This is a genomic window from Rhizobium sp. TH2, assembly GCF_024707525.1.
Classification (GTDB): Bacteria; Pseudomonadota; Alphaproteobacteria; order Rhizobiales; family Rhizobiaceae; genus Rhizobium_E.
Genome location: NZ_CP062231.1, coordinates 4,176,041 through 4,196,153, shown reverse-complemented (window position 1 = coordinate 4,196,153; position 20,113 = coordinate 4,176,041). Strand labels below are relative to the sequence as shown.

Genomic DNA, 20,113 nt, shown 5'->3' with positions numbered 1-20,113 from the left:
GCAATTTGCCCTTGTCGATCCCCCGCCAAACGCGTTAGGACACCCAGGCGGTGGGGATTTCTTCATGAATGGCATCATCTACAAGATCGTTCCAGCCGATTTGTGGCGGGAAGCCGAACTGGCCGGCGTCTTCGGAGGTGCGGCGATCGACCTGACCGACGGTTACATCCATCTCTCGACAGGCGTGCAGGCCAAGCGCACGGCCGAACTCTATTTTCGCGGCCAAGACGGGCTGCTGCTGGTCGCCGTCGATGGCGGCAAGCTGGGCGATGGGCTGAAATACGAAGCCTCGCGTGACGGCGATCTGTTTCCCCATCTCTACGGCCCCCTGCCGCTTTCGGCTGTCGTCTGGAAGAAGCCGCTCATTCTGCGGGCCGATGGCCTGCACGATTTTCCGGATGGTTTCGCATGAGCGATTTTCTCTGGCCATTGATCCGCGCAGGGCTGTTCCGCTTCGATCCGGAAACCGCCCACGGTCTTTCAATCACCGGCCTGAAATCGGGCTTCCTGCCGGTCCTCAAGCTCCCCCCTGATCCAAGGCTTTTCGTGGATATCGTCGGGTTGCGGTTCCCGAATCCGCTGGGCCTGGCCGCCGGTTACGACAAGAATGCCGAGGTGCCCGATGAAATTCTCAGGCTCGGCTTCGGCTTCGTGGAAATCGGCACCGTCACGCCACTCGCGCAGCCGGGCAATCCGAAGCCGCGGATCTTCCGGCTCATGCAGGATCAGGCGGTGATCAACCGCTTCGGTTTCAACAGCGAAGGCCATGCGGCAGCACTCGCGCGGCTCAACGCACGCCACGCGCGCGGCGGCCTCGTCGGGGTCAATATCGGCGCCAACAAGGATGCGGCCGACCGCATTGCCGATTATGTCGCGGGCATTCATGCCTTCGCGCCGGTCGCGAGTTATTTCACCGCCAACATTTCCTCGCCCAATACGCCGGGGCTGCGCGACCTTCAGGCGCGGGACAGTCTTCGCGCGCTGCTCTCAGCGGTCATGGTGGCCCGCGACGAGGTGGCGATCACGGTAGGGCGCAAGGTGCCTGTCTTCCTCAAGATCGCGCCGGATCTCACCGATGCGGGCCTCGATGACGTGACGGCTGAAATCCTCGCCTCCGATCTCGACGGGTTGATCGTCTCAAACACCACGCTGTCGCGCGCCGGCCTCAGAGACCAGGTTCAGGCGAACGAGACGGGCGGCATGTCCGGCAAGCCGCTGTTCGAGCGATCGACGATCGTGCTGGCCAAGATGCGCAAACGGCTGGGCGGCAATTTTCCCATCATCGGCGTCGGCGGCATCCATTCGGTCGAGAGTGCGGCCGAGAAAATCCGCGCCGGGGCCGATCTTATCCAACTCTATTCCTCGATCGTCTATGAGGGACCGGGCCTGCCGGGCCGTATCGTTCGCGGCCTGTCCGATCTCTGCACGCGGGGCAAACTCGGTTCGATCAGGGATATCCGCGACAGCCGTGCGGACTACTGGGCCAATGAGTCGTTGACCTGAGTTTCCGAAAGCAGATCAGCCCTTGCCGCGACCCAAGGAGATGAAGGTAGCGATCGTCTCCTCATCCCGGCCTGCCTCTTTAAGAAAGCGCCGTGCGAACTCGGCGGCGGGGCCGCGCAGGGCCTCGTTCGCGCGGATCAGGTGGAAGGCGACATGATGGTCGATCGTCCTGTCTGACACCGCCACAAGCCGTCCGGACTCGATATGGGCGTCCGCAAGCGGACGGCGAGCGAGCGCCAGGCCGGCGCCTTGGGCGCAGGCATCCAGCACAATATTGTAATCCTCGAACCGCCGGTCCTGCCCGCGTGGGATGTAGCCGATATTCTCCACCGCCAGCCAGCGCCGCCAGGTTTCGATGTTGGAATCGTGGATGAGCGGCAGTTCGAAAAGCGCCGCCGCATCCGACCGGCCACTCAACTTTTCGGCAAGGGCGGGGGAGGCGACGGGAAACAGCTTTTCCTGCCAGAGTTGAAGCCCGCGCACGCCGGCCCATGGCCCCTTGCCGCAACGGATGGCGAGATCCGTGCCTTCAGCGAAATCCGCGAGCCGGTGTTCGAGCGCGATCTCGACATGGATGTCGCGGCCCTCAAGCTTCGCGAGCCGCGAGAACAGCCAGAGCGACGCGACCGACGGCGTCACCGAGAGACGCACCACCGCCTTGGTAGGCTTCGGAGTCCAGCGCTCCCAGGTATTGCCGAGCAGCGCCAGCGCCTCTTCGGTGCGGGTGAGGAAGCGCATGCCTTCAGGCGTCAGCGTCACGCCGCGCGCCTCGCGAGCGAAGAGTTTCACGCCCATCCAGCGCTCGAGCCGCGAGACCTGGCGGGAGACCGCGCCATGGGTCACGCCGCTTTCCTCGGCGGCGGCGGTGAAGGAGCCGAGACGTGCCGCACGAGCAAAGGTCTCAAGCGTATCGAGGGGCGGAAGGGCGGCTGAGCTGTGAACCATACGCACATAAGATCATCGATTGCGGTGCTTTTCAAGCATAGATGTGCGGCGTAACCATTGCTCATCAAACGAATGGAGCATTCAAATGAGCGCCGTTACCAGTGAACCAGTCATGCCAGTAAAGTCAGGCAATTTCGATCTCGTGGCCTTCGGGGCCATCCTCGTGACGATCGTCTTCTGGTCGTCCGCCTTCGCCGTCATCCGCGTGCTGCTCGGGCCGCTGACGCCGGTGGAACTCGCCACCGCCCGTTATGTGCCGGCCGGCCTCATCGCACTCGCCTACCTCGTCGTCATGCGACCGCTGCCTTCGATGAAGGATTTCGCCCGGCTCTTTGTTGCTGGCATACTCTTCATCGCCACCTATGCGGTGCTGCTGAATATCGGCGAGACGACAGTGGCGGCTGGGCCGGCGAGCTTCATCATCAACACGATGCCGGTCTTCACGGCACTCATCGCGACAGTCACGCTCGGCGAGCGCTTCGGCCGCTGGGGCTGGATCGGCACGGCGATCTCCTTCGGTGGTGTCGGCCTCATCGCGGCGGCGAGCCCGGAAGGCTTCAAGCTTGATCCGAATGCGCTGATGATCGTCGGTGCCGCATTGTGCTCGGCCATCGCAAGCGTCCTCCAGAAGCCGGTCCTCGGCCGCATGCCCGCCCTTTCGGTCACCGCATGGATCATGTTCCTCGGCTCGATCCCGCTCTGGCCCACGGTTCCGGAAACATTCGATGTCCTGAAGTCCGCTTCGGCAGCGACCCTGTGGAACCTCGCCTACCTCGTCATCTTCTCGACCGTCGTCGCCTATGTGACCTGGGCCATTGCGCTGAAGCGCCTGCCTGCCGCCCGTGCCTCGAACTTTCTCTATGGCATACCACCGGCGGCAACCCTGATCGGCTTCGTCTGGCTCGGCGAAGTGCCCACACTGATTGGCGCCATCGGCGGTGCGCTGGCGATCTTCGGTGTGGTCGTGGTCAATGTGATGCGCAAGCGCTAAGGCCGCCACTTATCCTTGCTCATGAGAAAGGCGGGCAGTGTCACCACTGCCCGCCTTCACTTTTGTAGCCTTTGTCCGTTAAGCGTGCCCGATCGACTCATCCGCCGGCTTGTCGGCCAGCACATGATGCCCATGCTCGGGCCGTTTGGTTCTGAGCAGCCACAGCACGAAGACGAAGAAGGCGGGCACGAAGAAGATCGCGAGCACTGTCGCCGAGATCATGCCGCCCAGCACGCCGGTGCCGATCGCGTTCTGGCTCGCGGCACTCGGACCCGTCGCGATCGCCAGCGGCACGACGCCGAGCGCGAAGGCCAGCGAGGTCATGATGATCGGCCGGAAGCGGATACGCGCTGCATCCGTTGCCGCCTCCTGAAGCGAGCGGCCTTCGGCGAAATAGTCCTTGGCGAATTCGACGATCAGGATCGCGTTCTTCGCCGACAGACCGATGATCGCGATCAGCCCGACCTTGAAGTAGATGTCGTTCGAGCCGCCGACGAACATCACCGCCAGCACCGAGCCGATGACGCCGAGCGGCACGACCAGCATCACCGAGAAGGGGATCGACCAGCTCTCATAGAGACCCGCAAGCAGCAGGAAGATGAACAGGATCGACAGCCCGTAGAGGAGCGGCGCCTGGTTGCCGGAGGTGATTTCCTCCAGCGTCTGGCCGGTCCACTCATAGCCGAAGCCGTCCTGCAATTCCGCTGCCAGCCTTTCCATCTCGGCGATTCCCTCACCCGTCGAAATGCCGGGAGCCGTGCCGCCGGTGATACGGATCGAGGGATAACCATTGTAGCCGACGACCTGCGCCGCACCCTTGATCCACTTCACCGAAGCGAAGGAGGAGAAGGGCACCATGCTACCCGAGGCATTGCGCACATTGAGCTTCAGCAGGTCCTCGGCGTTGAGGCGGCTGCGGTCCTGCGCCTGCAGGATGACCCGCTGCATGCGCCCTGCATTCGGGAAGTCGTTGATGTATGACGAACCGAGATAGGCGGTGATCGACGCGTTGATATCGGCGAAGGTGACGCCGAAGGCATTGGCCTTTTCGCGGTCGATGGTCAGCGCCACCTGTGCGGAGTCTGGAAGGCCTTCGACGCGCAGACCTGCAAGAAGCTTGCTCTGCGCGGCCTTGGTCATCAACTCGTTGCCGGCGGCGGTCAAGGCATCCGGCCCCAGACCCGCGCGATCCTGCAGGCGGAATGTAAAGCCTTCCGACAGCCCGAAGCCTTCGATCGGCGGCGGCGAGACGGCGAAGGCAAATGCCACGTCCTTCAACCCGAAGAGCTGCATGTTCACGCGATTGGCGATGTCCTGCACACTGTTGCCCGGTCCGCGCTTGTCCCAATCCTTGAGGGTGACGAAGGAGATCGCGGCGTTCGGTCCCTGGCCCGAGAAGCCGAAGCCCAGCACGGCAACCATATGCTCGACCGCCGGTTCGGTCTTGAAGATCGCCTCGACCTTGTTGATCGCCTCACTCGTCCGCTTGGCCGAAGCTTCCGGGGTGCCCTGTACGCCGACGATCAGGAAGCCCTGGTCTTCGTTTGGCACGAAGCCGGAGGGCACCTGCAGGAAGAGATAGCCGAGCGCGCCGGCGATCAGGAGATAGATCAGCATGATGCGGCCGGCACGCTTGGTGATGCCGCCGATGGTCCAGGCATAGCCACTGGTGATCTTGCCGAAACCGCGGTTGAAGAGACCTGAAAGCCCCTTCTTCTCGTGATGACCCTGCGGAATGGGCTTGAGGAAGGTGGCGCAAAGCGCCGGCGTCAGCGAAAGCGCCAGGAACGCCGAGAACAGGATCGCCACGACCATGGTCAGCGAGAACTGGCGATAGATGACGCCCGTGCCGCCGGGGAAGAAGGCCATCGGGATGAAGACGCAGGCGAGAACCAGCGTGATGCCCATGATGGCGCCGGTGATCTGCCGCATCGCCTTGCGCGTCGCCTCCTTCGGCGGCAGGCCCTCCTCGGCCATGATGCGCTCGACATTCTCGACCACGACGATAGCGTCATCGACGAGGATGCCGATGGCGAGAACCATGGCGAACATGGTCAGCACATTGATCGAGAAGCCGGTGACCAGCATGACCGATACCGTACCGAGCAGTGCGACCGGCACGACGAGCAGCGGAATGATCGTATAGCGGAACGATTGCAGGAAGATGAGCATGACGATGAAGACGAGGACGATGGCCTCGACCAGCGTCTCGCCGACCTTCTGGATCGAGGCATTGACGAAAGGGCTGGTGTCATAGGGCGTGGAATATTCGATGCCCGCCGGGAAGAACTTGGCGAGATCCGCCATCTTGGCTTTCACCGCAGCTGATGTTGCCACCGCATTGCCGGTCGATGAAAGCTGCACGGCTGCGGCCGCACTCGGTTTGCCGTCGAGGCGGGTCGAGAAGTTATAGCTTTCCGAACCGACCTCGATGCGGGCCACATCCTTCAGCCGCACCAGCGAGCCATCGGCATTGGCGCGCAACACGATATTGCCGAACTCCGCCGGATCGACCAACTGGCCCTTGACCAGCACGGTCGCTGTCAGGTCCTGGCCGATCGGGTTCGGCTCGGCGCCGATCTGGCCGGCCGAGACCTGGGCGTTCTGCGCGGTGATTGCGGCATTGATGTCGCCCACGGTCATGCTCAGGCCCTGCATTTTGGCGGGATCGAGCCAGATGCGCATGGCGCGCTGAGCGGCGAAGAGCTGTACGCGGCCGACACCGTTGATGCGGCGCAGTTCGCCGAGGATGTTGCGGCTCAAATAGTCGCCGAGGCCGACGTCATCGAGCCTTCCGTCGGTCGAGGTCAGCGAAACGATCATCAGGAAGCCGGCGCCTGCCTGCTCCACATTGATGCCTTGCGATTTGACGCTCTGCGGCAGGCGCGGCTCGACACGAGCGATCGCGTCCTGCACGTCCACGGTTGCCTCGCTGAGATCGGTGCCTGTCTTGAACGTCACCGTGATCGAGACCGAGCCCGACGTGTCGGATGTCGACTCGAAATAGGATAGGTTCTCGACGCCGTTCAACTCCTCCTCGATCTGCCGGGTCACGCCCTGGTAGATTTCCTGCGGCGAAGCGCCGGGATAGGCTGTCGAGATCGTCAGCTGCGGCGGCGCCACCTTGGGATATTGCGCGACCGGCATGAAGGGCAATGAAATCAGGCCGGCGATCGAAATGAAGATCGCTATGACCCAGGCCAGGATCGGCCGGTTGATGAAAAACTGAGCCATGTCTTGTCTTACTTCGCCGGTTGGGTTGCGTTGGCGTCGGCGGTGCCCGCCGGCTTCCATTCCTCGGGTGCGACGACCATGCCCGGCTGCAGCTTCTGGCCGCCTTCGACGATGACTTTGTCGCCGGCGGCGAGGCCCTTCTCGACGATCCACTCCCCGCTGAGTGCGGGGCCGAGCGTCAACGGCTTGGCTTCGGCCTTGTTTTCGGCACCCACCACGTAGACCGTGGCCGCACCGGTCGCATCACGGAGCACGGCGCGCTGCGGAATGCTCAGCGCATTCTTCCGCACCGCCTGCTCGATCCTGACGCGGACATAGAGACCGGGAAGCAGCTCGCGGTTCGGGTTGGGGAACTCGGCGCGCAACGTCACCTGGCCGGTGGTCTCATCCACGGTCGTACTCGAGAAGAGGAGCTTGCCGGGCTTGTCGTGCACGGATCCGTCGTCGAAGATCAGCCGGATATTCGCCGCTTCGGGCGGGGCGGCCAGCCTGCCTGACGCAATATCGCGGCGGATGGCGAGCAGGTCGCCGGCTGCCTGGGTGAAGTCGGCATAGACGGGGTCGATCTGCTGGATCGCGGCGAGCGGCAGGACGCCATCGGCATTGACCAGCGCGCCTTCAGTCACCAGTGCGCCGCCGATGATACCGGTGATCGGCGCCGTGACTTCCGTATAGCCGAGATTGATTTCAGCTTCGTCCAGTGCTGCCTGCGCAAGTGCGACATCGGCCCTGGCCTGGGCCTGGGCAAACACCGCATTCTCGTATTCCACGTCGCTCGATGCGTTGCGCTTGCGCAGCACCTTCTGGCGCTCGAGTTGCTGGCTGGCATTGACTTCGGTCGCCTGCGCTTTCTGCAGCGACGCCCTGGCACTCGCAACCCGCACCTTGAACAGGTTGGGTTCGATGCGGAGGAGCACGTCGCCCGCCTTGACCAGGCTGCCCTGCTGGAACACGCGTTCCTTGACGATGCCGGTCACGCGCGAACGCACCTGGGCGATCCTGACCGGTGCGATGCGCCCCGGCAGGTCGTTCGTCAGGGGTATGTCGCGCGCCTTGAGTGTCACGAAGCTCACGCCGGTCGGCGGCATCTCGCCGGGCTGCTGGGCAAAGGTTGCGAGCGGTGCTGCGGCGATCAGCGTCGCGAGTGCGATAAAACGGAACGGTCTGGTCCACTTACGGGTCATATTATTGGCCTTCGGATTATAATCATCGGCACCGGGATAATATATCTCCCGGCGAAACTCTGTCATTGGTGTCACGTGGTTTGGCTCGAAGCGGCTTCGGAAAGCCGCCTGATTTCGGTCAGGATGGTGTCGCGCTCGGCTGGTTCCCAGCGATGGAAGTCCATGTATTCCAGCGACATCAGCCCATGCAGCGCAAGATAGGCGACGAGCGCAAGCGCCCGGTTGCTGGCGCTTACCTGAACCGCACCGATGTCGCGATCGACCCATTTGCGGACCATGTCCTGCAGCGGCTCCTCGCTCGACATGGCGGCGCAGATGGTGAGTGCGATAGCACGGTCGTCGTCCTTGGGCACCTCCGAGGCTGCCGCGATGCGTCCGCAGAGCTCGGGATTTACCGTCTCGCGATGCTCTTCTATCGCTGCCAGGATGCGATCGTCCTCGGTGCGCAGGCGCCGTTCGATCAGCGCCTGCAGCAAGCCGCTCTTGGACTTGTAGTCATAGACCACGCGCGACTTGCTGATGCCGGCTTCCTTCGCCACGGCATCGATGGACAAGCCGACGGCGCCATCGCGAATCGCGACGCGTTCGGCAGCATCGAGGACTGCATCGGTATCGATCGTGCGGTTACGGGCCATTGATGTCGCCGGATTAAAATTCGAACGTTCGTTCTTTAATTGGTTTTGTTGCACTGCGTCAAGACCCGATCGGCCCCGGAAATCTCCGTAAAATGCACGTATGCGCGGCGGAACCATTGGCCTCCTCGATGAGACAGCGCCGACACGGCCGATTCCTATAAGCTGCGCAGTAGCATATTCCTTAAGAGCATGAAAACTAATGAATTTTGCTGATGGCACCCATCAATCGGAGAGAATTTTCTTTGCGCCGGGAAGACATTCTTAACCTTCATTTCCTATCCCTGATGGGGCTCATCTTCTCCTTGCGTGCAGGTCTCATGCGAATTCCCAGAACAAATTTTCCGCCTGCCTCCTTCAACGACGGCAGCGAGTCCGGCGTGGATGGTGAGGAGCATCAGCCCCGCGAGGGGGCGGCGCTCCGGCGCATGCGGCAGATCGCCGAAGCCGCCGCGAAAGCCGAGCAGCCGATGTGGGAGAGGCATTTCTTCCTCGCGCCGAATGTGCGCTTCACCCGTACGCCGGATCGCGATCTGCATCCGGATGATGTGCAGCAGACGGTCGAACTCCGCTCGGAAATCGCCGAAAAGGCGCCGTCGGTCGCAGAACTCCAGGAAATGATTTCCACCATGATGATTTTGAACGGCGGCTCCGCCGCGCCGAACACGTTGATCGAGCAGGCACCAGAGCAGCCCGTCAATGATAATGCCGTGCCGGTTGTCGAGTCGGTGAAGGCAGCGGAAGTTTCCATCGCATCGAAGCCGCTTTCGCCGTTCGCCCAACTCTCGGATTTCGCCTTTTGGGAATCCTTCGATGTCGTGGTGGACGAAATGCCTGCGCCGATTGCCCAGCCTGCTCGCGTGCCCGTCGCCCCGCGGAGGGAGTCGACCCGGTCGAAGACGGTCGAAGCTTCGTCATCCGTGCTCGGGCTTTACAGGAGCATCGAGGTCAAGCAGGCCGCCGTGCCCGTTTCCGTCGCGAGCGCTGCATCCGATGCACCGTCTCTCATCCCTAACGCCGCGCCGATTCCATTGGCGCCGACGCCTACCATCAAGCCGGCGGCCTTCCCCTGGAGCCGTGGCGCAAGACCTCTCGAGACGGCGAAGCCTGCCGGGCGGGCCGCGGTGCCAACCGCCATCCAGCCCCAAGCTTCGTCGCCTCCTGCCATCGTCGAGCCGGTGCAAGTCGCATCAGCGGTTCAGGTTTCCAAGCCCTTCAAGATCGAGCCGATTGCGCATGTCACAGCCAATGCTGGCGGCTATGAATTTCCGCCGCGCGCGCTGCTGCAGGACCCGCCGGAGACCATCGGCTTCGTGATGAGCCAGGAGCAGCTGGAGCGCAATGCCGGCCTGCTTGAAAGCGTGCTTGAGGATTTCGGCATCCGTGGCGAGATCATCCATGTCCGCCCCGGCCCGGTCGTCACCCTCTATGAATTCGAGCCCGCACCGGGCGTGAAGTCCTCCCGGGTCATCGGCCTCGCCGATGATATCGCCCGCTCAATGTCGGCGCTTTCCGCCCGTGTCGCCGTCGTGCCCGGCCGCAATGTCATCGGCGTCGAACTGCCGAATGCGACGCGCGAAACCGTCTATTTCGGCGAACTCATCGACTCGCCGGATTTCTCGAAGACCGGCTACAAGCTGCCGCTCTGCCTCGGCAAGACCATCGGCGGCGAGCCCGTGATCGCCGAACTTGCCAAGATGCCGCATCTGCTCGTTGCCGGCACCACCGGCTCGGGCAAATCGGTCGCCATCAACACGATGATCCTGTCGCTACTCTACCGGCTGACGCCGGAGGAATGCCGGCTGATCATGGTCGATCCGAAGATGCTGGAACTCTCGGTCTATGACGGCATCCCGCATCTGCTGACGCCTGTCGTCACCGATCCCAAGAAGGCTGTGCTGGCGTTGAAATGGGCGGTGCGCGAGATGGAGGACCGCTACCGCAAGATGTCGCGGCTCGGCGTCCGCAATATCGACGGCTACAATGCCCGCGCCGCCGAGGCTCGCGCGCGGGGCGAGACGATCACCCATGTCGTCCAGACCGGGTTCGAGAAGGGCACCGGCGAGCCGATCCACGAGAACCAGCCGCTCGACCTCGCGCCGATGCCCTATATCGTCGTCATCGTCGATGAGATGGCCGACCTGATGATGGTCGCCGGCAAGGAGATCGAAGGCGCCATCCAGCGGCTTGCCCAGATGGCGCGTGCGGCGGGTATCCACCTGATCATGGCCACCCAACGGCCCTCTGTCGATGTCATCACCGGTACGATCAAGGCGAATTTCCCGACCCGCATCTCCTTCCAGGTGACGTCAAAGATCGACAGCCGCACCATTCTCGGGGAGCAGGGCGCCGAACAACTGCTCGGCCAGGGCGACATGCTGCACATGGCCGGCGGCGGCCGCATCGCCCGCGTCCATGGACCTTTTGTCTCCGATCTCGAAGTCGAGAAGGTCGTGGCGCACCTGAAACTCCAGGGCCGCCCGGAATATCTCGACACGGTCACCACCGATGACGAGGCGGAGGAAGACGAGGAACAGGACAGCGCGGTCTTCGACAAATCCGACATGGCCGCCGAGGATGGCAACGACCTCTACGACAAGGCCGTCAAGGTGATCCTCCGCGACAAGAAATGCTCGACCTCCTACATCCAGCGCCGCCTCGGCATCGGCTACAACAAGGCCGCCTCGCTGGTCGAGCGCATGGAGAAGGACGGCCTCGTCGGCCCCGCTAACCATGTCGGCAAGCGCGAGATCATCGGCAACAGCCACGGAAGCGATCATGGCTCGTCTTCCGGCACATAAGTCCAGTTCCGGTCATTGTCTTTTTCAAAAGTGAAAAAGACAATTCGATCAAACGCCTAGCTATATTTGCAGTGCGGTATAGATGCTTCGCACTGCGCAACACTATTGGTATTGCGCTTTACTAACTCCATTCATAAGGTTCCGGCGCGCTCGGCTGCAATGAGGAGTGGCAGTCATCCCGCGCAAGCTTTTTGAGGAGGATGAGCTTTATGAATAGACGCGAATTTTTATTGTCGTCCGTAGCTCTTGCTACCCTTGCCGCGGTGACCCCCGGCGCGCTCGCACAGGAGAAGCTGACCATTCTGGGCTCCGTGCCCAATCTCGGCTTCCCGTTCTTCGTCCACATGCTGAACCAGATCAAGGCCGAGGCTGAGGCGCAGGGCGTCAACATCATCGAAAGCGACGGCCAGAATTCCGCGCCGAAGCAGACCGCCGACATCGAGTCGGCGATCGTGCAGAAGGTCAACGCCATCGTCATCTCGCCGCTCGATGTCAACGCGCTTGCGCCTGCCATCGAACAGGCAATCGCGGCCGGCGTGCCGGTCGTCACCATCGACCGCCGCGTCGATGGCGTCGAAGGCATTCTCGCCCATGTCGGTGCCGACAATGTCAAGGGCGGCGAAGCCGAGGCGCAGGCCGTGGTCGATGCCTTCCCCAATGGTGCGAAGCTCTTCCACCTGCAGGGCCAGCCCGGCGCAGGTCCGGCGATCGATCGCAACAAGGGCGTCCACAACGTGCTCGACGGTATGAAGGACAAGTACCAGATCATCTTCGAGCAGACCGGCAACTTCGCCCGCGATCAGGGCTTGGCGGTCACCGAGGCCGGCCTTTCGGCAAACGGCAAGCCGGATGCCATCATCTGCGCCAATGACGACATGGCCCTCGGCGCGATGGAAGCCTGCGCGGCCCGCGGCTTCAGCGACGTGAAAATCTATGGCTTTGATGCGCTTCCGGAAGCAATCGTCGCGGTCCGCGACGGCAAGCTTGCCGGCACCGTCGAGCAGTTCCCGGGCGAACAGTCCCGTACCGCGGTCAAGATCGCCGTTGCCTATGCCAAGGACAAGACCGAGCCCAAGGAGAAACTCGTTCTCCTGACTCCGATCGTCATCGGCAAGGACAATATCGACAAGGCCGAGCGCATCGGCGAAGCCAAGTAAGAACGAACGGCTGCCGCCGGCCGGGGCATCTGGCCGGCGGCATCTTGCTCCCGCTTCTCCCCTTGGGGAGAAGGTGGCCCGAAGGGTCGGATGAGGGGTTGCGCGAAGCGCCCGACGATGTGGGAACCCCTCATCGCCTCGCTACGCTCGGCACTTCTCCCCAAGGGGAGAAGAGGGAGACAGCCGCACCCGCCATTTCCACAGATGTAGCCTTGGAAGGCGACATCCAAGTCGAACCGGAGAAACGAATGGTGGCAGTGGCCGAGGCGCAACAGCCGAACCAACCCTTGCTCGAAGTCCACGGCATATCCAAGCGGTTCTCCGGTGTCGCGGCGCTGCAGGATGTTTCGCTCGATGTCCGGCCCGGCGAAATTCTCGGCCTGCTCGGCGAGAATGGCGCGGGCAAATCCACGCTGCTCAAGATTCTCTCCGGAGCCCAGCCGCCGTCCAGCGGCAGCATTGTTTTTGATGGCATCGATTACAAACCACATAATCCCGCCGCCGCCAAGCACGCCGGTATCGTCACCATCTACCAGGAACTCAGCCTCATCCCAACGCTGTCGGTCGCCGAGAATATCTTCATCGGCCGCGCGCCGGTGGGCCGGCTGGGACTGATCGACTGGCGCCGCATGCGTCAGGAAACCCGCGCTCATATCGCCCGCGTCGGTCTTTCGATCGATCCCGATACGCCGGTTTCCGCGCTCTCCGTTGCCGAACAGCAGCTTGTCGAGATCGCCCGCGCGCTCTCCATCAAGGGCCGGCTGATTATCATGGACGAGCCGACGTCGGCGCTCACCGAATCCGAAGTGCAACGCCTGCTCGGCATCATGGACCGCCTCCGCAAGGAGGGTGTGGCGATCATGTTCGTCACCCATCGGCTGGAAGAGGCGAGCACGATTTGCGACCGCATGACGGTGTTGCGCGATGGCCGGCTTGCCGGACATCTGCTGCGCGAGGAGGGGCGGCCAGTGCCGATCCCGGCGATCATCGAGAAGATGGTCGGCCGCGCCGCGTCCGAGCTCTATGCCCGGCCGACGCAGCGGGAGACGGCCGGTGCCATCCGGCTCAGCGTGCGCGGCCTGCGCACAAGGCGCGATCCCGAGGCGCCGCATGCCATCGTGCTCGATGGTGTCGATATCGATCTCAAGGCTGGCGAAATTCTCGGCGTGGCGGGCCTTGTCGGTTCAGGCCGCACTGAGCTTGCCCGCGCCATCTTCGGCGCCGACCAGATCGCCGCCGGCACGATCACGCTCGACGGCAAGCCGATCAGCCCGAAATCGCCGGCCGACGCCATCGAACTTGGCATCGGCCTTGTGCCGGAGGATCGCAAGCATCAGGCGATCTTCGCCATGCTGGAAATCCAGCAGAATTTCTCCGTTGCGTCGCTCGATACCTATTCGAACGCCATCGGCATCATGGCCGAGGGCCGTGAGCGGCAGGCGCTCGGCGAATACAAGAAGGCATTGTCGATCCGCATGGCGTCGCCCGACCAGGCGATCGAGGGCCTCTCGGGCGGCAACCAGCAAAAGGTGATCATCGCCCGCTGGCTGACCCGCGATCCCAAGGTGTTGATCGTCGATGAACCGACGCGTGGTGTCGATGTCGGCGCCAAGGCCGAGGTGCATCAAATTCTCGTGCAACTTGCCGCGCGCGGCATCGCCGTCATGGTGATATCCTCCGAACTGCCTGAAGTGCTTGCCGTCAGCGACCGCATCGTTACCATGCGCAAGGGAAGGATCACCGGCGAAATGCCCGCAGTGGAAGCAACCGAGGAAACGCTCATGGCGCTGATGGCGCTTGGTTCCGATCAGCATGGGCAGCGGCAGGGAGACGCTTGATGACAGTCACGATCGATACGGACGAACGCAAGGGTCCGAATATCTTCCGAATCCTCAAGCAGTTCGGCCCGCTACTCTTCCTGATCATCCTGATGATCGTGTTTACGGTGCTGAAGCCGAGCTTCATCGATCCTATCAACGTCTTCAACATCATGCGCCAGATCTCGATCACGGGGCTGATCGCGCTCGGCATGACCTTCGTCATTCTCACCGCCGGCATCGATCTCAGCGTCGGTGCGCTGCTTGCGCTCTGCGGCATGGTCGCGGCCATCGTCGCCAAAGGCGGGGCTGCCAGCACGCTGTCGCTCTCGGCCTCCGAAGGTACTGGATATGGCTGGTTCGCGGCACTGCTCGCGGCCGTCATCGTCGGCTCGGCGGCAGGCGGGATACAGGGCCTGACCATCACCAAACTGAAGGTTCCGCCTTTTGTTGTCACCCTTGGTGGCTTGACGATCTTTCGCGGGCTGACGCTGATGCTCTCCAATGGCGGGCCGATCTCCGGCTTCACGCCCGATATGCGCTGGTTCGGCACGGGCCTGATCGGTCCGGTTCCGGTTCCGGTCATCATCTTCGCCATCGCGGCCGTGCTTTGCCATATCGTGCTGCGCTATACGCGCTACGGCCGCGCGGTCTATGCCGTAGGCGGCAATGCGGAGGCGGCGCGTCTCTCGGGCCTCAGAGTCGATCGCGTTCTGGTCTCGGTCTATGTCATCGTCGGCTTCTTCTCAGGCCTTGCGGCCTTCGTGTTGTCGGCACGGCTCAATTCCGCCGAAGCCGTCGCGGGTCTTGGCTATGAGCTGACCGTGATCTCCGCCGTGGTCATCGGCGGCACCTCGCTCTTCGGCGGCATTGGCAGCGTCGGCGGAACAGTGGTTGGCGCGGCACTGATCGGCGTGCTGCAGAACGGGCTGCAGTTCAACAACGTCTCGTCCTACACGCAGTCGGTGGTGATCGGCCTGATCCTGATCCTGGCCGTGGCCTTCGATCGCTGGCTCAAGTCACGGGCGCGGGTCTGAAATTTTCCACGGTCAAGGAATGCGATCCACTTGCGGCGACTTCCAGGCGCCGGAGAGCAGTTCCGGCTTGGGAAGGTAGTAGCGCATCGCCATCATGAACGGACCACTCGGCGCTGGCAACCAGTTGGCCTCCTTGTCGGCGCCGGGGCTTTCGTTCTGAATGTAGATGGTCAACCCTCCATCGGCGTCCTTCTTCAGGTTCGGCAGCATCGGCGAATTGATCAGGTAGCGATTTGCCGGATTGTCAACGAGAAGCTGGCTTGGCAGATTGTACATCGTCAGCGACCAGAACGCATTGACGGGCGGAAAACCGTCTTTCGCGAAACGCAGCGTATACTTGCCCTTCGACCCGTCGAGCATTCCGCCCGATGCGTCCTTTTCGTAGATCGGGTAGAGCGCTTCCTCCTTCGAGTTCGCCCCGATGCCGACCTGCGTGCCAACGGCGCGCGTCAAGAAATCGTTCTTCAGAAATTCGCGGGTGCCGAAGAGATCAGCACTGTTTCCGTGCAACGACACGCGGCGATCATCGATCGCCTTCTGGCCCTCCTTCATACCGTCGGCCAAAGCTGCCTTGATGTCGTCAGGAAGCGCGGAAACGTCGAACTTCTCGCCCGGCTTCAGCCCAAGCTTCTCAAATCTCGCCCGAAGCTCGGTTTCGGAGGGATGCGTTGGTGTGAATTGCAGAAGGAACGCCAGCACGTCGTAGAATTCCGTGCTCGTCTTCTGTTCAGCAGGCAATATCGGGCGAATCCAATCGGTCTCGGGTTCCGGAATGCGCGGCTTGCCTTCGAACTCGGAGAGCGACTGCAGCTTGTAGTCGGCCTGGATCTTCTTGACATTATCGAGGTCGCCGGGATTGAACATCTGCGTTCGCCCGACCACGTTGACGAACTGCGTCTCCGAGTGGATCACCTTGCTTATGCCCTTCGGGGTCTCTCCCGTCCAGGCCGGTCCGGCGATCAGGTATGTTCCGCCGTCATTGCCTGTCGTCCGCGTACCGATGTAAGCGAAGTTGAATGTGTACATGTCCATGAGCTGAAACACGAAGTAGCGCTCCGGCTCGATCTTCGGCACGGTGATGACCATGGGCTCAGCGCGAAGATCGAGCCCCATGAACGTGTAGGGCGTGTCCGAATTCGGGGTGACGAAACCAGTGTCCTTCGGCGTGAAAACTCGCGCGACATTGAGCGTCGAGTTGAATGGTCCCTTGTATTCCGGGTTCTTCTCATCGATCGAGAACGCGTACAGCGTCGCATATATGCTCACCATCGGGACGCCGTAGATGTAGGCTTCCTTGGCGATCTCGGTCGCTTCCTTGCGATCGAGTTCAGCAGCGCCGGCCGCTGTTGCAATGAGCATGAAGATAGAAAGTATGCACGTTCCCAAACGCGTCATCATGATGATCACTCCTTGTCTGAGCCGAACGTGCCAAAAAAACAAAGATCGCGGGAGTACGTTACGGTAAATGTCGTGGTCGCAAGCTCCTCCCGCGAACCGTCCGGGTCGGTTGTTGTCAGGCTGTAACCGTAACGTACTTGCGGCGGCTGCCGATTCCATCCTTGAGTGCGGCTTCGATGTCATGACTGGAGGACGAACATGTTCAGAACACTCAGAATGGCGGCAGCCGTGCTGGCGGGAATGGCGACGGCAGCGTTCGCCCAGACGGTCACGCCTGAAGAAGCACGTGCCGTTGCCAAGGAAGCATATGTCTACGCCTTTGCTCCGATCGCGAGTTACGGAACGTGGTCCAAGCAGGCGACGCTGCCGGATGCGCCCGAGTATATCGGGGGTTTTAACGTCTTCCGGCACTATTCGGACGCGTACACCCCAGAAAACCGGGATGTCGTGACACCGAACAACGACACGCCCTATTCCTGGGCGTGGCTCGATCTGCGGGCCGAGCCCATGGTGCTGAGCGTGCCCGCCGTTCCGCACGACCGGTATTACGTGATGCAGCTTATTGATCTCTTCACCTATAATTTCGGCTATGTCGGCGTGCGGGCGACAGGCTTCGATGCCGGTAGCTACATCATCGCCGGACCAGGCTGGAATGGTGAAAAGCCGGCGAACGTCAATCAGGTGATTAAGGCCGAAACCGACATCGTCGGCATTCTCGGGCGAACATCCCTGAACGGCAAGGAAGACATCCCCAACGTCAAGGCCATACAGGCTGGCTATAAGCTGGAGCCATTGAGCCAGTTCCTCAAGGTGCCGGCACCTGAGCCCGCATCGGCGATCGCGTTTCCGCCCTACAGTCATGTCAAGGCTTCTAGCCACGACTTCATCGGTTACCTGAATTTCCTTCTGCAGTTCGCGCAGCCAACTGTCCCGGAGGAACGGTCGCTCATGGCGAGGTTTGCCGGGATCGGTATCGCGCCGGGCAAACCATGGGATGCGGCCAAGGTCGATCCAGAGTTGCTGAAGGCCATTGATGCGGGTGTCGAGGATGCCAAAGCCGAAATGGCGCAGGTCGCAAAGACCACTCTCAGTTCGAACGGTCTCTTCGGTTCGCGAGATGTGCTGAAGGGCAACTACATGATCCGCGCGATGGGGGCAGAGAAGGGTCTCTATGGCAACTCGATCGAGGAGGCCTGGTATGGCGGCTTCGTCGGCGACGGCTCGCAGCAGACCATGCTGCATTTCACCGCAGACACGCTGCCGCCTGCAAAATTCTTCTGGTCGCTGACGCTCTATGCGCTGCCCGATCGCTTCCTGTACGCCAACCCGCTGGAGCGCTACTCCATCGGCGATAGAACGAAGGACCTCAAATACGGCGCCGACAAGTCGCTGACGATCTATCTGGGGCACAAGTCGCCGGGCAAGGACAAGGAGGCAAACTGGTTGCCGACGCCGGAGGGCAAATACAGTCTCGTCGCGCGGATTTACGGCCCCGACAAATCGGCGATGGAAGGAAGCTGGAAACTTCCGGCGCCGCAGCCTGCGGAGTAGCCGTAGGCGGATTACTGGGGCAAGCCAGCCTTCAAGCTTGGCAACCGCATCAGAAGCAGCACGCCGCGCAGCACAAGGAAGACGTTGAGCGAGATCCAGAGACCGTGATTGCCGAGCCACGGCACCAGCAGGGCCAGCGCCAGGCAGTATCCGGCGAAGGCCAGACCATGCGGTTGCGCATCGCGTGCGACCACGTCGCGCCGATATAGACACCATCCATGTGGAAGGCGAGGAAGCCCGAGAGAGCCGTCAGCGCCGCCCATGGCAGATGCTCGTAGGCGGCAAGACGAACCTGCGGCACCGTCGTCAGGAAGTCGATCAGGGGGTGGCCGATGGCGAGGAAGACCAGCGTTGTCAAGCCGGCGAGCACCGCCGACCATATGCCGGTCAGCCAGACGCCGCGCTCGAAAGCCGGCCTGTAGGCAGCGCCGATCGAGCGTCCGATGATGGTCTCGGCGGCATTGGCGAGCCCATCCAGCCAGAAGCCCGCGACCATGAAGAAGTTCATCAGCACGGCGTTGGCCGCAAGCGTGACCGGGCCGAAGCCGGAGCCGATGCGAGTCAGGATGACGAAAGCGCCGATCAGCACGAAGGTGCGGATCAGGATATCGCCGTTCAGCGCGAAGAGCGCCCTGAGCTTTTCGCGCGCGAAAGTGCCGGGCGCATCAAGTGGGTTTCTGGCCCGGAACGGCTTCAGCACCACATGGAGCCCGGCCATGGTGCCGATCACCTCGCTGATCGCCGTGGCAACCGCGATGCCGGCGATTCCATAGCCGAGCGTGAGCCCGAACAGCACGGTCAGCACGATGTTGATGCTGTTGATCAGCACCTGCAGGAACAGTCCGATCCGCGCCTGACCGCGCCCGAGCAGATAGCCGAGGATGGCGAAGTTCGCGAGCCCGGCCGGCACCGACAGCATGCGGATCATGAACCATTCGGATGTGGCGGCGGCAGTCGCGGCGTCGGGCGACATGATCCAAAGCCCACCCGCGAGCAGCAGCGGCGACAGCAATACGATCGCTATACCGCAGACGACCGCCGTCGCCAGCGCCCGCCAGAACACCGCCTCCTGCTCAGTGCGATCCTCGCGGCCCCAGGCTTGCGCCACCAGCGCCGTGGTCGAGGCACGCAGGAAGTTGAAACTACCGAAAATCAGGTCGAACAGCACAGCGCCGATCGCCAGACCCGCGAGCATCGAGGGATCGCCGAGCCGTCCGGCCACCGCCGTATCGGTGATGCCGAGGAGCGGAATGGTGAGGAAGCCGAAGGTCATCGGCAGCGCAAGGCCCAGCACCATCCGGTGGGTCACGTCGAACGCGCCTGCGGGCCTTGGCTCGATGCTCATGCCCTGAGCGAGAAGCGTGAAGGCGAATTGGAGAGCACCATCGCCCAATAAGGCCGGTCGCCGGTGCCGGTGTTCTTCGCCACGGCAACGCCGACGCCGGTATAGGATCCGAGCATGTTGTCGAGATGGTGCCGCGAGCGAATCCAGGCCGTCAGCGCTTCCTCGGTCGAGTCCTGGCCAGTGGCGATATTCTCGGCAGCGGGCAGGGGTACTTCCATCCGCTTCATGCGGCCGAGGAAATTCTTGTCCTTGCCTAGGTCGTGATTCATCTTGCCGTAGCGCGACATGCGGATTGCATGATCCTTGGCGGCATTGGCCGCGACCGGATCGTTGAACAGGCTGGATTTGCCCTGCTTGCGCCGCACGCTGTTGACCATCGGCAGGGCCGCATCGGTCATGTCGGCCGATGTGCCGCTTTCGATCGGCGCGAGCGTTGATGTCACCGAACAGCCGGAGAGGAGAAGCGTGGTTCCGGAACCGATCAGGAAAAGGCGCCGGGAGAGTAGATAGTGCATGGT

General features: G+C 62.3%; 14 protein-coding genes and 1 pseudogene. 8 read left to right on the top strand and 7 right to left on the bottom strand.

From position 1 onward, the window contains the following. Positions 1-64 precede the first annotated feature (64 nt). Positions 65-412, top strand: a complete 348-nt coding sequence (locus IHQ71_RS20770) for a DUF952 domain-containing protein (protein WP_258158332.1) — start codon at positions 65-67, stop codon at positions 410-412. Further along, positions 409-1,503, top strand: a complete 1,095-nt coding sequence (locus IHQ71_RS20765) for a quinone-dependent dihydroorotate dehydrogenase (protein WP_258158331.1) — start codon at positions 409-411, stop codon at positions 1,501-1,503. The genes IHQ71_RS20770 and IHQ71_RS20765 overlap by 4 nt, the downstream gene beginning before the upstream one ends. Before the next feature lie 15 nt (positions 1,504-1,518). On the opposite strand, the gene IHQ71_RS20760 is transcribed toward IHQ71_RS20765, so the two are convergent. Then, a complete protein-coding gene (locus tag IHQ71_RS20760) occupies positions 1,519-2,448 on the bottom strand; it encodes a LysR family transcriptional regulator (RefSeq protein ID WP_258158330.1) in 930 nt (309 codons plus the stop codon). An 85-nt stretch (positions 2,449-2,533) separates the two neighbouring features. On the opposite strand from IHQ71_RS20760, the gene IHQ71_RS20755 reads away from it, so the two are divergent. Beyond that, entirely contained in the window at positions 2,534-3,439 is a 906-nt protein-coding gene (locus IHQ71_RS20755; protein ID WP_258158329.1) for a DMT family transporter, read from the top strand. A 78-nt stretch (positions 3,440-3,517) separates the two neighbouring features. Here IHQ71_RS20755 and IHQ71_RS20750 read toward each other — a convergent pair whose 3' ends face one another. The 3 genes from IHQ71_RS20750 to IHQ71_RS20740 form a co-directional block, all read right to left on the bottom strand. Next, positions 3,518-6,673 carry an efflux RND transporter permease subunit gene (locus tag IHQ71_RS20750; RefSeq protein ID WP_258158328.1) on the bottom strand — a complete coding sequence of 1,052 codons (3,156 nt, stop codon included), beginning with the start codon at positions 6,671-6,673 and terminating at the stop codon, positions 3,518-3,520. A gap of 8 nt (positions 6,674-6,681) precedes the next feature. Next, a complete protein-coding gene (locus IHQ71_RS20745) occupies positions 6,682-7,857 on the bottom strand; it encodes an efflux RND transporter periplasmic adaptor subunit (protein WP_258158327.1) in 1,176 nt (391 codons plus the stop codon). A 71-nt stretch (positions 7,858-7,928) separates the two neighbouring features. Continuing rightward, complete coding sequence (locus IHQ71_RS20740; protein ID WP_258158326.1) at positions 7,929-8,492, bottom strand: TetR/AcrR family transcriptional regulator; 564 nt, start codon at positions 8,490-8,492, stop codon at positions 7,929-7,931. A 317-nt stretch (positions 8,493-8,809) separates the two neighbouring features. Between IHQ71_RS20740 and IHQ71_RS20735 the strand changes: the two genes are divergently transcribed. From IHQ71_RS20735 to IHQ71_RS20720, 4 genes are all read left to right on the top strand, one after another. After that, positions 8,810-11,290, top strand: coding sequence for a DNA translocase FtsK (locus IHQ71_RS20735; protein ID WP_258158325.1), 2,481 nt, complete (start codon positions 8,810-8,812; stop codon positions 11,288-11,290). A 209-nt stretch (positions 11,291-11,499) separates the two neighbouring features. Then, entirely contained in the window at positions 11,500-12,447 is a 948-nt protein-coding gene (locus tag IHQ71_RS20730) for a substrate-binding domain-containing protein (RefSeq protein ID WP_258158324.1), read from the top strand. Between the two features lie 248 nt (positions 12,448-12,695). Next, positions 12,696-14,285, top strand: a complete 1,590-nt coding sequence (locus IHQ71_RS20725) for a sugar ABC transporter ATP-binding protein (RefSeq protein WP_258158323.1) — start codon at positions 12,696-12,698, stop codon at positions 14,283-14,285. Next, the gene (locus tag IHQ71_RS20720; RefSeq protein WP_258158322.1) at positions 14,285-15,301 is read left to right on the top strand and encodes an ABC transporter permease; all 1,017 of its coding nucleotides are present in this window, start codon (positions 14,285-14,287) and stop codon (positions 15,299-15,301) included. Before IHQ71_RS20725 ends, IHQ71_RS20720 begins: the two co-directional genes overlap by 1 nt. Positions 15,302-15,313: 12 nt before the next feature. Here the strand turns inward: IHQ71_RS20720 and IHQ71_RS20715 are convergent, their stop codons facing one another. After that, on the bottom strand, positions 15,314-16,699 hold the full coding sequence (locus tag IHQ71_RS20715; RefSeq protein WP_258158321.1) for a DUF1254 domain-containing protein: 1,386 nt from the start codon (positions 16,697-16,699) through the stop codon (positions 15,314-15,316). Positions 16,700-16,897: 198 nt separating this feature from the next. Between IHQ71_RS20715 and IHQ71_RS20710 the strand changes: the two genes are divergently transcribed. After that, positions 16,898-18,250: a DUF1254 domain-containing protein gene (locus IHQ71_RS20710; RefSeq protein ID WP_258158320.1), complete on the top strand. Its 1,353-nt coding sequence runs from the start codon at positions 16,898-16,900 to the stop codon at positions 18,248-18,250. A gap of 11 nt (positions 18,251-18,261) precedes the next feature. Here the strand turns inward: IHQ71_RS20710 and IHQ71_RS20705 are convergent. Then, a pseudogene (locus tag IHQ71_RS20705) lies at positions 18,262-19,595 on the bottom strand (MATE family efflux transporter). Then, the gene (locus IHQ71_RS20700; protein WP_258158319.1) at positions 19,592-20,110 is read right to left on the bottom strand and encodes a CAP domain-containing protein; all 519 of its coding nucleotides are present in this window, start codon (positions 20,108-20,110) and stop codon (positions 19,592-19,594) included. Before IHQ71_RS20700 ends, IHQ71_RS20705 begins: the two are co-directional and overlap by 4 nt. Positions 20,111-20,113 lie beyond the last annotated feature (3 nt).

Bases quoted from the DNA above. Each gene is read 5' to 3' on its own strand.
- IHQ71_RS20770 (WP_258158332.1), top strand. From the start codon at position 65: ATGAATGGCATCATCTACAAGATCGTTCCAGCCGATTTGTGGCGGGAA.
- IHQ71_RS20765 (WP_258158331.1), top strand. From the start codon at position 409: ATGAGCGATTTTCTCTGGCCATTGATCCGCGCAGGGCTGTTCCGCTTC.
- IHQ71_RS20760 (WP_258158330.1), bottom strand. From the start codon at position 2,448: ATGGTTCACAGCTCAGCCGCCCTTCCGCCCCTCGATACGCTTGAGACC.
- IHQ71_RS20755 (WP_258158329.1), top strand. From the start codon at position 2,534: ATGAGCGCCGTTACCAGTGAACCAGTCATGCCAGTAAAGTCAGGCAAT.
- IHQ71_RS20750 (WP_258158328.1), bottom strand. From the start codon at position 6,673: ATGGCTCAGTTTTTCATCAACCGGCCGATCCTGGCCTGGGTCATAGCG.
- IHQ71_RS20745 (WP_258158327.1), bottom strand. From the start codon at position 7,857: ATGACCCGTAAGTGGACCAGACCGTTCCGTTTTATCGCACTCGCGACG.
- IHQ71_RS20740 (WP_258158326.1), bottom strand. From the start codon at position 8,492: ATGGCCCGTAACCGCACGATCGATACCGATGCAGTCCTCGATGCTGCC.
- IHQ71_RS20735 (WP_258158325.1), top strand. From the start codon at position 8,810: ATGCGAATTCCCAGAACAAATTTTCCGCCTGCCTCCTTCAACGACGGC.
- IHQ71_RS20730 (WP_258158324.1), top strand. From the start codon at position 11,500: ATGAATAGACGCGAATTTTTATTGTCGTCCGTAGCTCTTGCTACCCTT.
- IHQ71_RS20725 (WP_258158323.1), top strand. From the start codon at position 12,696: ATGGTGGCAGTGGCCGAGGCGCAACAGCCGAACCAACCCTTGCTCGAA.
- IHQ71_RS20720 (WP_258158322.1), top strand. From the start codon at position 14,285: ATGACAGTCACGATCGATACGGACGAACGCAAGGGTCCGAATATCTTC.
- IHQ71_RS20715 (WP_258158321.1), bottom strand. From the start codon at position 16,699: ATGATGACGCGTTTGGGAACGTGCATACTTTCTATCTTCATGCTCATT.
- IHQ71_RS20710 (WP_258158320.1), top strand. From the start codon at position 16,898: ATGTTCAGAACACTCAGAATGGCGGCAGCCGTGCTGGCGGGAATGGCG.
- IHQ71_RS20700 (WP_258158319.1), bottom strand. From the start codon at position 20,110: ATGCACTATCTACTCTCCCGGCGCCTTTTCCTGATCGGTTCCGGAACC.